An 11,982-nucleotide genomic window follows, 5' to 3' on the forward strand; every position below is an offset into this window, starting at 1 on the left:
AATGTTGTGTTTGCTTTGGGTGGCGTCTTATAAAAAGAAGGTGTAAATCTTCGTTTACATCCTAAAAAATTTGATTGACGCTCGTTGTATAGCAAGTAAACCAGTTTAAGATTAAAATTGGAAGCCCGAACCGTACATATTTCGTTACCAATGTAAAATATTATGGTTAAATGCCGACTTTTCATACAAAACAATCGTTTTCGTCTTAAGTTAACTAAAACTTAACAACTTTACTCTATTTACAGCCTTTACTCTATTTTGTAAATAGTTGTTCTGTAAAATTCCCAAATTGTCAAAATAGCATTACTATCTAAGTGTCTCTTTTTTCGAGTATTAGATGTGGAAAAGCTCTATCATTTCTTAACTTTGGCCGCCGTTGTGCTCTACTGGGTGCTGGTTGCGGGTGTAACGCTTCGAGTGGTGCTGAAAAGGCGCTCGGTGAGCGTATCTTTGTCATGGCTACTCGTTATCTATATTGTCCCAATTGTGGGTGTTGCCTGCTATTTCCTTTTCGGCGAGTTGAATCTGGGAAGAAAAAGAGCAGAACGTGCCCAGCGTATGTTTACCCCTTTCGGTGATTGGTTCCGCCAATTGGACCACTGCCAAGTGCACCTGCCTGGCAAAGTGGGTTCGCCAATCCATAAAATCGATGAACTGTGCAACAACCGTATGGGTATTCCTGCATTAAGTGGCAATACGCTCTCTTTGCAATCGTCTCCCAACGATATCTTGCATTCAATCATTGAAGACATCGAAAACGCTCAAACCAGTATCAAAATGGTCTTCTATATCTGGCATCCGGGCGGCCTAACCGATTCCGTCGCTTCAGCGTTAATCCGCGCGGCAAAGCGCGGCGTCGATGTGAAGGTTCTACTCGATTCCGCAGGTTCTCCGCGATTCTTCAAAAGCCACTGGCTTTCTATGATGCGTGATGCTGGCGTGCAAGTCGTGCAAGCGCTTGAGGTAAGCCCTTGGCGTATGTTCCTACGACGTCTAGACCTTAGACAACATCGTAAAATCATCGTGATTGATGAAACTGTGGCCTACACCGGCTCAATGAACATGGTCGATCCTGCTCACTTCAAACAAGGTGCGGGTGTTGGACAGTGGATTGACGTCATGGTACGAGTTACAGGTCCAACAGTGAATGTGTTATCTGCTATCCACGGTTGGGATTGGGAGGTAGAGACAGGTGAACGCATTTTGCCTGCCTTACCTGAATGTAAGGTTGATGAATCTGAAGTCAGACATCCGGTTCAAGTTGTGCCGTCTGGTCCCGGTATGCCAGAGTATCTTATTCTGCAAGTGTTGAGCATTGCGATTAACCAAGCAAATCGCTCAGTTCGTATAACAACGCCTTACTTTGTACCAAGTGCAGATTTACTAGAAACCCTCAAAATGACGGCGCAACGAGGAGTCAATGTTGAGCTCGTGATACCGCATAGCAACGACTCACTCATGGTTAAATGGGCATCTCGCGCATTTTATACCGAACTGCTTGAAGCGGGCGTGAAGATCTACGAATTCTACGGTGGCTTGCTCCATACTAAATCCGTAGTGATTGATGAGGAGTTCTGCTTAATCGGTACCGTGAACATCGATATGCGCAGTTTCTGGCTTAACTTCGAAGTAACGCTTGCCGTCGATGATGTGAGCTTTACGCGTCAACTTGCCGACCTTCAAGAGTCATACATTGAGACTTCTCATCCAGTCAGCCTTGATAAATGGCAGGAACGAAGCCTTCAATCGCGCTTCTTTGAGCGTCTATTTTACCTCTTCAATCCATTACTCTAGATTTTGAATTCCACCCTCTTATCCATTTCCTAGACCCTTTTTCAACAAAGGGTCTAGTTAATTCCTAAAAACTCTTTAACTTCCCTTGCTTTCGTACCCAATGGCATGTTTTAAATAAAGGATAATAGATTGATAAGGAATTCAGAGTATGTCCGAAAGCAAAACAACAAAACTGATCACAGCGGGCCGCGATAAAAAGTGGACCAACGGTGTGGTTAACCCACCCGTTCAACGTGCATCAACTGTTGTATTTGATACGGTTGCAGAAAAACACAAAGCAACCGTAAACCGTGCCAACAAAACTCTATTCTATGGCCGTAGAGGCACTAATACCCACTTTGCTTTCCAAGACGCGATGGTCGAGCTTGAAGGCGGCGCTGGCTGTGCGCTTTATCCTTGTGGTACTGCGGCAATTTCTAATGCCATCCTCTCATTCGTAGAAACGGGCGACCATATTCTGATGGTCGATACTTGTTACGAGCCAACGCGTGACTTTTGTGACACCATCATGAAAAAGATGGGTGTAGAGACCACTTACTATGAACCAACCATCGGTGAAGGTATTAAAGATCTTATTCAACCCAACACTAAGATCCTATTTACCGAGTCTCCGGGTTCCATCACCATGGAAGTTCAAGATATTCCAACTCTGGCTCGTATTGCTCATCAACACGATATCATTGTTATGCTCGACAACACTTGGGCTGCAGGAGTTAACTTCTCGCCATTTGAGTACGGTGTCGACATCTCAATTCAAGCTGCGACCAAATACATTGTCGGTCACTCAGATGTGATGCTAGGCACTGCTGTCGCCAATGAAAAACATTGGGACCAACTGCGTGAGCAGAGCTATCTGATGGGACAATGCGTATCTCCGGATGATGCTTACCTAGGTTTGCGTGGTATCCGAACATTGGATGTGCGCCTGCGTCAGCACGCCGAGAACAGCTTAAAAGTCGCTCAGTGGCTACAAAGTCGTCCAGAAGTGGACCATGTACGTCACCCTGCACTAGAAAGTTGCCCAGGCCATGAGTTCTTCAAGCGTGATTTCACCGGTGGTAATGGCTTGTTTTCGTTTGTACTTAAAACAAGCTACCCACGCGCTACAACTGCGTTGTTAGATGGTATGAAACACTTCAGCATGGGTTACTCATGGGGTGGTTTTGAAAGCTTGATTCTAGCGAACGAGCCAAAGAGCTTTGATAGCCTGCGTACCGTTGCGAACCCGAAATTTGAAGGAACACTGGTTCGTCTGCACATTGGCCTCGAAGACGTCGATGACTTGATTGCAGACCTTGAAGCTGGCTTTGAGCGCTACAACGCGCTTCTTTAGACTACTGATACAAACTCAGCATTAACTAAAAGGCAGCCACCAGGCTGCCTTTTTCGTTTTCTATCTAATTACTTTTCAATCACTTGACTAATTCACTTGGTAGCAAATCGAATTGAAGATCTCTGAGCGGTTATCATTAAACAGATAAAGGTAATCATCCACCACTTGATAGTTGTAATCGATAGTGATGCCTTGATACTCACTGTATTCGGCGTTGATTACCGGATCAGGGTGCTTCGTCGCAGTGCGAACATCAGCAATGGTCATTGATAAGCGGTCGCCCTGTTGCTTGTAATATCCGTTATACAGATTCTCTACCACATGGCTTGAATCATCTTTTCCCGTTATGGTGACGAACTCTTTGATACTGAATGTCTCATCCGACTGGAACGTGAAGATCATCCGTTCATAGAGTGACTGATAAGGCTCAAAGGCTCTAGAAAGAAAATCGGTTTTCATGGTCTTACAGTGCCAGCGGCTGCCAGAAAGCGACTCTTTCTCTAACGTAAAGCTCATACCCGCGGCAAATATCAGTACTGCTAAAATTATTATCCGCATAGGTAATCTCTCGTTGCTACATACTTTTTGAACGAGTCAAACGATGTTTTAAGATCGAATACCGACACGATGTAATTGAATGATGGTCCGTTTCCTTTCTGTACGAACATACTCAAAGCATCATTTTCTGGCTCGTCTACCGAAGGGTAAATTCGGACAAAAACACTCAGTTGGCAGTGCTTAGGTAACATTGTTGTGAGAGCGAGCTCAAGTTCATCAATCGAGTAACGCTCCTTTCTCACGACATGAAGATAGTGTTGGTTGCTGTTATCAACATAACTGGACGAATACTCTGCTTGGTCGGCAAAGTAAGGTAGTGAAGAATCAAATACTCGATATATATTAAACGCGATAACAACAGCACAAAGCGCGGTAATGAAATAGAAGCCGACGTTGAAGGCTTGGCCACCTTGAATCAATGAAGGCTTGGCGTTAGAACTCAATTTGTCTTGCTGCGCTTTGAGCACTTGTTGAGCGTCTTCATCAGAAGACATCTCTGTCCCCTGCTCAGAATTACTTTCAACAATCATCTCAGATGCGTGTTGAGTTTCGATAGCAGTCAGTGAAGAGACGTCGAGTGAATAACCTGTTTTACTCACCGTTCGAATAGAGGCACAGTCACATGTCACTTTTGCGAGTGTTTTTCGCAGCTTTGATACTACGTTTGTCAGCGCTTGTTCAGAAACAATGACATCGCCCCAGCACTCTTTGAAGATCACACTGCGCTCAACGCAATCACCTACGTTTTGCAATAAGAAAACAAACACTTTGCCTTCAAGTGGAGAGAGCGTTTCGATGTCACCATCATTGAAGTGAAACTGCCTACGTAGTGGATCATAGGTTGCCTCACATATTTGATAATTCTGTCTTTTCACATTCTTTTATAAATCTATGTCACTGGCCGCATATAATATTGAAAAGTATAGAAAAGACTAGTCTATTTTCCACTAACGACTAAATTACCATCGCTTTATCGCTACTTTTTTGGGCAATCAACCAGGTGGTCGTTCACCATGCCGACCGCTTGCATAAATGCGTAGCAGATCGTCTCTCCAACAAACTTAAATCCACGCTTTTTAAGGAATTTACTCATGGCTTTTGATTGCTCAGTTGACGCAGGAACCTGAGACATTTCTTGCCAGTTGTTCATGACGACTTGGTGGTCAACGAACTGCCAAAGCGCATTAGAGATTGAACCAAATTCTTTCTGTAACTCTATTGCGGCACGCGCATTATTAAATACTGAAGCAATCTTGCCTTTGTGTTTGACCACATCATAAGTTTCAATGATCTCAGCGACATGTGATTCATCCATTGCTGCTAAAGCCTCTAAGTCATACTCTTTAAATGCCGCTCGATAGCCTTCTCGCTTCTTCAAAATTGTGATCCAACTTAAGCCAGCTTGCGCACCTTCAAGCGTAATAAACTCAAACAGAACCTGATCATCATGAACCGGGATACCCCATTCCTTATCGTGATACTCCCTTTCCAACTCGTGCTTCAATGCCCATGCACAGGTTTGTTCGACTTGTTGTGTCGTCATTTGTGATTCTCCCTAACGGTCAATACAGCGACCAAAAAATAGTGCCCCTTGATGGGGCACTATAGTCTTTAAATAATAATGAAAATGTTAGACAACTTTGATTTTGTGGAACATGCGGTACAACACCGGAACCACAATCAAGGTTAATACTGTCGCAAAGCCTAGACCGAACATGATAGTTACCGCCATCGGCTTAAAGAAGATGTCCGGTAGCAGCGGAATCATACCCAGAATGGTCGTAATCGCTGCCATACAAACAGGTCTAACACGACTCAGCGCAGCATCTACTACCGCGATGTATGGCTCCTTACCCGACTTCATCTCAATGTCGATTTGGTCGAGCAGTACAATACCGTTCTTGAGCAGCATTCCCGACAGACTCAAGAAGCCAAGCAGTGCCATGAAGCCAAACGGTGTGTTGAGCGCGAGCAACCCTGTGGTTACACCAATCAATGCCAGTGGCACGGTCAACCAAACAATCAGCGGCTCTTTCACTGAGTTAAACAAGAACACGGTGATCAAGAACATAAACAGGTAACCGAGAGGCATCGTGGTAAACAGCGACGCTTGCGCATCTGCTGAAGACTCATATTCACCACCCCACTCGAGTGAATAACCCGGTGGAAGCTCAATCGCTTCAATCTGTGGTTGTAGACGCTTTTGAAGCGTTGCAGCGGTCTCTTCACCCAGTAAGTCAGGGTCAGCAAACACCGTCAGCATACGCTTGCGGTTCTTACGAATGATGAGTGGGTCTTCCCATTGCATCTTGTAGCCTAAGGTCACTTGTTGCAACGGAATGAACTCACTCAATGCTGGACTCCAGATCTTCATCCCTTCGATGTTTCGGATGTCGATACGCTCATCTTCTGGCAGGCGTGCCACGATAGGCATCAGTGTCGTACCATCACGATATACACCGATCGCTTTACCAGAAAACGACATTGCCAAGAAATCATCCACATCAGACTTAGTGATACCGTAACGACGAGCCTGACTTTCGTTAAATTGAGGTTCAAGAACCTTAGTACGGTCGCGCCAGTCGTGACGAACGTTAAATGCACCTGGATCAGCATGCATAATATCAATCACTTGAGCAGCAATTGAACGCAGCACTGTTGGATCAGAACCTACGATACGCGCTTCAATTTTCGCACCACCGCCTGGACCCAATTCAATCTGCTTCAACTTGTAGTCAATTTCAGGGAAGCTAGCATCAACATAGTCTCTAAAGCGCTTCATAAGTGGAGCAAGGACTTCATAACTCTTCACTCGAGTTGTGATTTCGCCATAAGCACTGTAGCTCTTCTCTGGCGCATACGTCAGCATGAAACGTTGTAAACCCTTACCTGCGGTCGTCGTAATATGCTCAACTTCCTCTTGCTCAGATAACCAGCTTTCCAGCACTTTCAGCTTGGTATTTGTCGCACGGATGTCTGTTCCTTCTGGCATCCACACATCAACTTGGAACATTGGTGTCGTTGATGATGGGAAGAAGGCTTGTTTCACGAAACCGAAGCCGTAAACACTCGCACCTAAACCAATCACCAGAACGATCATGGTTAGCCATGCGCGCTTCATACAGAACTCAAGGAACTTTTTGTAGATGACAAAAACCATCCCGTTGTATGGATCTTTACCTTCGTTATCTGGATCCACCTTCTGACCTTTGAAGAACAAGTCAGCAAAGAACGGCGTGATTGAGATTGCAGTGAACCAACTCAACATCAACGAGATAAGCAGTACCGTAAACAAGGTGCCACAATATTCGCCCGTCGAGTCTTCTGAAAGCCCAATAGGCGCAAAGGCTGTTACCGCAATCACAGTCGCACCTAACAGAGGCCACTTGGTTTGAGTAACAATGTCGGTAGCGGCCTGCATACGCGTTCGGCCTTTTTGCGTGCCTATGAGTATGCCCTCGACCACCACAATGGCATTATCCACCAGCATCCCCAGCGCAATAACTAGAGCCCCCAGTGAGATACGTTGCAAATCGATCTTGAAGTACTGCATGAAGATGAAGGTGCCCAATACCGTCAGCAACAAAATCAAACCAATCAATAGACCTGATCGCAGCCCCATGAAGAACAGCAGCACCACGATAACGATAGCAACGGCTTGTCCTAAACTGACCACAAAGCCACTAACCGACTTGTCTACCTCTTTCGGTTGGTTATATACCTCAGAGATATCAATGCCTACAGGTTGTTGGTATTTCAGCTCGGCTAAGCGTCGGTCAAATGCTTCACCAACCGCCACTACGTTCACCCCTTGAGCAAATGAGATACCGAGGTTAAGTGCTAACTTACCGTTGTAGCCGATGATATTGGTCGGTACTTCAATGTAACCACGCTTAACGTCTGCCACATCTTTCAAGTAGATGAGGCCTTGCGCGCCACCTTCGGTAAGAATCAAGTCTCCGAGCTGTTCAACATTCTGGAATTCCCCCGTCGGGTGTATACGAATATATTCGTTACCGATTCGCACCGCACCAGCGTCTGAGACCACGTTTTGTGTCGAAAGGAGATTAAAGACTGTGTTTGGAGAAAGGCCTAAAGAGCTGATTTTCTTCATCGATATTTCAATGAACACTTGCTCTTGCTGCGCCCCCGAGACCGAGACTTTACTCACTCCATCCACCAGTTCTAATTCACGGCGGAGGTAGTCAATATAATCAAGTAGCTCTTTGTAGGAATAACCTTCACCAGTGACCGCAAGCAAAATCCCGTATACATCACCAAAGTCATCGATCACCTGCGGATCATTCACACCCGGAGGTAGCTGCCCTTTGAGATCGTTCACTTTACGACGCAATTCATCCCAAATCTGTGGAAGGTCATCAGGGCCGTAGTTATTCTTCATGGTCACAGTGACCTGAGACAGTCCTCGGCTCGAGATAGAATTGACTTCATCAACATAAGTAAGCTGTTGGATCGCTTTCTCAAGCGGGTATGTCACCTCTTCCTCAACTTGCTGAGGTGTCGCTCCCGGATAAGAAGTGACAACCATTGCGTCTTTAATAGTGAACGCGGGGTCTTCTAGTCGACCTAGTCCAAAGAACGCTGAGACACCACCAATCAAGAAGATAAGTGATAGCATCCAACTAATCACCTTATTACGAATGAAATATGCCGCAACTCCTGTTACTTCATCATCGCTTTGAGGCTTGTTATTCACTTCACTCATTATTCGTCTCCTGAGACAATACTTCCACTGTCATCCCATCTCTTAACTTCGACACACCCGCTGTCACAATGGTTTGGCCAATTTCTAACCCTTTAATCACTTGCAGGGTTGTTTGGTTGGCTTTGCCTAAAACGATCTGTTGTTTGGTCACGGTCTTATCATCATTCACAACCCAGACATAAGAGTCTTTGTTATCTAGAGGGTCACCGTCAGCATTGAATACCGACTCGATTGGGATCAGCACCCCCGCTTTGAGCTCTAAGCCGATATCGCGACCATATGAAGTCACCTCAACCGCCATACCATCAAGGATCAGGTCATCCTTTGGCATTGGTAGCGCAAGTGTCACAGTAAACGTGCCAGTACTCGGGTCTGGCTCTGTCGTAAATTCCTTGATTCGAGACTCATATTCATTGCCGCTTGGGACACGAACTAACGCACGAATGTCGGAGACCAGTGTCTCAGTAGGTTGATTCACATAAATACGATCTGGTAGTTGAATAACTACCTCAACGTCTTCAACGCTGTGAATATTGACGATCTGTTGGCCAACCTGAATGTTCTCGAATTGGTCCACGCTCACGCGAGAAATGATGCCATCTACAGGGGCACGCAATTTAGTAAATGAAAGACGCAGTTTCGCCAACTCCAACTCGGCATAAGCGATTTGACGCTGCGCTGCAATTTCATCAAATTGGGACTTGGCCAACAGGCCTTTTTTAACCAATGGACTCGAACGTTTGTACTGGCTGTTTACCACCGTATATCGAGCCTGAGCGTTATCGACTTCTAGTTGATAGTCGGTTGGATCGAGTTCAGCAATCACGTCACCTTCTTTGACACGCTCACCCTCTTTTACCGTCAGTCGGTTAATTTCTCCTGCAACTCGAAAGCTAAGGTGCGCTTTTTCTGCCGCATTAGCGACTGCTGGAAAGTAGAGCTTGTCATGAAAATCAAGAACCTGTACTTCCATAGCTCGAACCAAAGGCACATTGACTTCAGACGTCACCTCTGGTCGTTCACAACCAGCAAGTAACGCTAGACAGGAGAGCCCAATAGCTCTTTTAATATTCTTCATATTAGAGCCCTCTCTCTTTAATCCACTCGCGGACTTTTTCACCTGACTTCAACTCATTAACGCCAGATGTCACGATGCGGTCACCATCATTCAACCCAGATACGATATGACGCTTTTCATCCGTCACTATCGCGACTTTCTCAACAATGCCGTCGTTGTTCACACGCCATACATAGGTATCGTCGTTTTCTGTAATCATTGCTGCGGTTGGAATCTTGGTTGCAGCACCGCGATTTGAAGAGAGGAATACGTTACCAGACATTCCCGGTAAAATACCGATGTCCGTTGGACGCTCCATTACCATAGTCACTTTATAAGAGCCGGTTTTAGGGTCCGCTTCGGTATCGACCTCTTGGAATGTCAGCGGGTAGGAATAATCCGGGAAGGCATCAAACACCATATTCGCTTCTGTTTCAAAACCTGCTGAGTAGCGCGTGATTAACTGATCCGGAAGCAAGAACACAACCTTCATAATCTGGTTGGTCTGAATGTTCATAATCCCTTCTTTAGCTGCCACATATTCATGATTCTCAGCGGGAATAATCGAGATGGTCCCATCGTATGGAGCGACAAGGTTAGTGTATCGAAGGTTAGCTTTGGCTTGGTCTAATACCGCTCTTGCCGAGTTATGGTTTGCTTTGGCTTGATCGTAATCTTGCTCTGAAACCACACGGTCTTTGCGTAGCTTTTTAGCTCGCTCGAACTGGACATCCGCCAGCAGATAATTGGCTCGAGCTTGTTTTTCTAATAGTTGATACTCGTCGGGATTGAGAATGGCGAGTGTGTCGCCTTTTGTAACCACCTGCCCGGCAGTGACCTCAATACTTTGAAGGAGTCCAGGTACACGGAATGCTAGGACTGCTTTATCACCGGCTTCTGTTGTGGCTGGAAAGTCGCGTTTAAAAGTGTTGTTGCCGACAGAAACAGTGAAGAGTTTGGCAGGTCGTGATTCAGGTTCGGGGACAGGAGGCAGCTCCTTACCACACCCAGATAGCCCTACTAGTGCTGTCATAAGGACAAGGGAGGCTTTATACATTTGAGATCATCCATATCTATAAATATTTTATTAACATAGATTAATCACATCTAACTTACCAGTTAATGTCCGGAATTATTTTGAGAAAATATCCAAAAAAAATAACGGCTTGGACGATAATCATCCAAGCCGTTATAGGAAGTTAACAAGTTAACGTGCTACATATTTTTAAACTCACGATTCACTTTGAAAGTATCAGAAGTGACATAAGCTTCAATGTTGCGCACATCGCGCTCTATTTTCTCGAAATCACGCTCTAAAGTGTTGAGTAGGAATTCTGGTGTTTGACCTTGCTCCCATGGCTTTTGCTTTAAAGTGTGCTCCTGTTTTGACTTCAGTTCGTCGACATAGCGTCTTGGCTGCTTTTCAATCATGAACGTCATCGCCAGATAAGCGAGAATCACTAAGAAGCTACCACCCAGAAGCGCGGCAGAGATAACCATAATGCGTACTAACCATACTTCTAAGCCAAAGTAATTCGCTAGGCCGGCACAAACACCAGATAACTTGCCGTTAATAGGGTCGCGATACAGTTCTCTACTCATAGTTTCGTCTCCAATTAGGGGACTCCGCATCTAAGATCTTTTCTAAGGTTTTAACACGATCTTGCATCGACTCCGCTTGTTGCGAAAGGTGATGCAACCTTTGAAGATCCGTCTCAGACAAACCGTTGCTCGACTTCTTTTTACTGCGGTAGTGCAAAAATAACCATAGCGGAGCAACAAAAATCAGAAAGACAATCAGTGGACCAGCTATTAGAAATGATGACATAGATAACTCCTAGGTTATTTATCGCGGTTTTCGACTTGCTGCTTCAGTTTCGCCAGCTCTTTCTCAATTTCGTCTTGAGCTTGCAGTTCAGCAAATTCTTGATCAAGGGATTTAGCGTTACCTGTTTTAGCATACAGATCCGCTTCCGCCTCAAGTTCATCTACTTTACGTGACATTTGCTGAAATTTCGCCATCGCTTCATCTGTTTTACTTGAATGAAGATGTTTTTGAACATCACGACGGTTGCTTGCTGCGTTGTTACGAATCGCTAGCGCTTGTTGCTTTGCGCGCGTCTCAGCGATCTTAGTTTCAAGCTTACCGATTTCGCTGGTTAGCTTTTCAATTGTCTCTTCAACTAGAGTTTGTTCAGTGTGAAGACTCTTGATGATGTCTTCTAGCTTTTGCTTCTCAATCAGAGCAGCTCTCGCTAGATCTTCACGTTGCTTAGTCAGTGCAAGTGTCGCTTTTTGTTGCCAATCTGCAATTTGGTCTTCGATAGACTCAACCTTACGAGCCAGTTCTTTTTTGTCAGCGATAGCTTTCGCTGAATTGGTGCGAACTTCTACCAGTGTGTCTTCCATCTCTTGAATGATAAGACGAATCATTTTTTCAGGATCTTCAGCCTTATCGAGTAATGCGCTGATGTTTGAATTTACGATGTCTGCAAAGCGAGAAAAAATACCCAT

Annotated in this window: 11 protein-coding genes; 2 read left to right on the plus strand and 9 right to left on the minus strand. The window is 45.1% G+C overall.

Annotated features, from left to right (window positions below):
• Window positions 1-339: 339 nt before the first annotated feature.
• Window positions 340-1,794 (plus strand): cardiolipin synthase, encoded by a 1,455-nt coding sequence (gene cls, locus FIV04_RS09310; RefSeq protein ID WP_152468981.1) that lies wholly within the window; start codon window positions 340-342, stop codon window positions 1,792-1,794.
• A gap of 148 nt (window positions 1,795-1,942) precedes the next feature.
• Entirely contained in the window at window positions 1,943-3,127 is a 1,185-nt protein-coding gene (locus tag FIV04_RS09315; RefSeq protein ID WP_152468982.1) for a cystathionine beta-lyase, read from the plus strand.
• A gap of 87 nt (window positions 3,128-3,214) precedes the next feature.
• On the opposite strand, the gene FIV04_RS09320 is transcribed toward FIV04_RS09315, so the two are convergent.
• From FIV04_RS09320 to pspA, 9 genes are all read right to left on the minus strand, one after another.
• Window positions 3,215-3,685, minus strand: coding sequence for a hypothetical protein (locus FIV04_RS09320; protein ID WP_050487443.1), 471 nt, complete (start codon window positions 3,683-3,685; stop codon window positions 3,215-3,217).
• On the minus strand, window positions 3,676-4,560 hold the full coding sequence (locus FIV04_RS09325) for a winged helix-turn-helix domain-containing protein (protein ID WP_152468983.1): 885 nt from the start codon (window positions 4,558-4,560) through the stop codon (window positions 3,676-3,678). Before FIV04_RS09325 ends, FIV04_RS09320 begins: the two co-directional genes overlap by 10 nt.
• A 101-nt stretch (window positions 4,561-4,661) precedes the next feature.
• Window positions 4,662-5,228 carry a DNA-3-methyladenine glycosylase I gene (locus FIV04_RS09330; RefSeq protein ID WP_150894159.1) on the minus strand — a complete coding sequence of 189 codons (567 nt, stop codon included), beginning with the start codon at window positions 5,226-5,228 and terminating at the stop codon, window positions 4,662-4,664.
• Window positions 5,229-5,315: 87 nt separating this feature from the next.
• Window positions 5,316-8,411: an efflux RND transporter permease subunit gene (locus tag FIV04_RS09335; RefSeq protein ID WP_152468984.1), complete on the minus strand. Its 3,096-nt coding sequence runs from the start codon at window positions 8,409-8,411 to the stop codon at window positions 5,316-5,318.
• Window positions 8,404-9,489: an efflux RND transporter periplasmic adaptor subunit gene (locus tag FIV04_RS09340; RefSeq protein ID WP_152468985.1), complete on the minus strand. Its 1,086-nt coding sequence runs from the start codon at window positions 9,487-9,489 to the stop codon at window positions 8,404-8,406. The genes FIV04_RS09335 and FIV04_RS09340 overlap by 8 nt, the downstream gene beginning before the upstream one ends.
• A gap of 1 nt (window position 9,490) precedes the next feature.
• Window positions 9,491-10,525, minus strand: a complete 1,035-nt coding sequence (locus tag FIV04_RS09345; protein WP_152468986.1) for an efflux RND transporter periplasmic adaptor subunit — start codon at window positions 10,523-10,525, stop codon at window positions 9,491-9,493.
• A 158-nt stretch (window positions 10,526-10,683) separates the two neighbouring features.
• Window positions 10,684-11,070 carry an envelope stress response membrane protein PspC gene (gene pspC, locus FIV04_RS09350; RefSeq protein WP_152468987.1) on the minus strand — a complete coding sequence of 129 codons (387 nt, stop codon included), beginning with the start codon at window positions 11,068-11,070 and terminating at the stop codon, window positions 10,684-10,686.
• Entirely contained in the window at window positions 11,063-11,296 is a 234-nt protein-coding gene (gene pspB, locus FIV04_RS09355) for an envelope stress response membrane protein PspB (protein WP_032552132.1), read from the minus strand. The genes pspC and pspB overlap by 8 nt, the downstream gene beginning before the upstream one ends.
• Before the next feature lie 14 nt (window positions 11,297-11,310).
• Complete coding sequence (gene pspA, locus FIV04_RS09360; protein WP_032552131.1) at window positions 11,311-11,982, minus strand: phage shock protein PspA; 672 nt, start codon at window positions 11,980-11,982, stop codon at window positions 11,311-11,313.

This window comes from Vibrio sp. THAF190c (assembly GCF_009363355.1).
Lineage (GTDB): Bacteria > Pseudomonadota > Gammaproteobacteria > Enterobacterales > Vibrionaceae > Vibrio > Vibrio fortis_A.

Coding starts and splice junctions, on each gene's coding strand:
- FIV04_RS09340 (WP_152468985.1), bottom strand. CDS start 9,489: ATGAAGAATATTAAAAGAGCTATTGGGCTCTCCTGTCTAGCGTTACTT.
- pspB (WP_032552132.1), bottom strand. CDS start 11,296: ATGTCATCATTTCTAATAGCTGGTCCACTGATTGTCTTTCTGATTTTT.
- FIV04_RS09335 (WP_152468984.1), bottom strand. CDS start 8,411: ATGAGTGAAGTGAATAACAAGCCTCAAAGCGATGATGAAGTAACAGGA.
- FIV04_RS09330 (WP_150894159.1), bottom strand. CDS start 5,228: ATGACGACACAACAAGTCGAACAAACCTGTGCATGGGCATTGAAGCAC.
- pspC (WP_152468987.1), bottom strand. CDS start 11,070: ATGAGTAGAGAACTGTATCGCGACCCTATTAACGGCAAGTTATCTGGT.
- FIV04_RS09315 (WP_152468982.1), top strand. CDS start 1,943: ATGTCCGAAAGCAAAACAACAAAACTGATCACAGCGGGCCGCGATAAA.
- pspA (WP_032552131.1), bottom strand. CDS start 11,982: ATGGGTATTTTTTCTCGCTTTGCAGACATCGTAAATTCAAACATCAGC.
- FIV04_RS09320 (WP_050487443.1), bottom strand. CDS start 3,685: ATGCGGATAATAATTTTAGCAGTACTGATATTTGCCGCGGGTATGAGC.
- FIV04_RS09345 (WP_152468986.1), bottom strand. CDS start 10,525: ATGTATAAAGCCTCCCTTGTCCTTATGACAGCACTAGTAGGGCTATCT.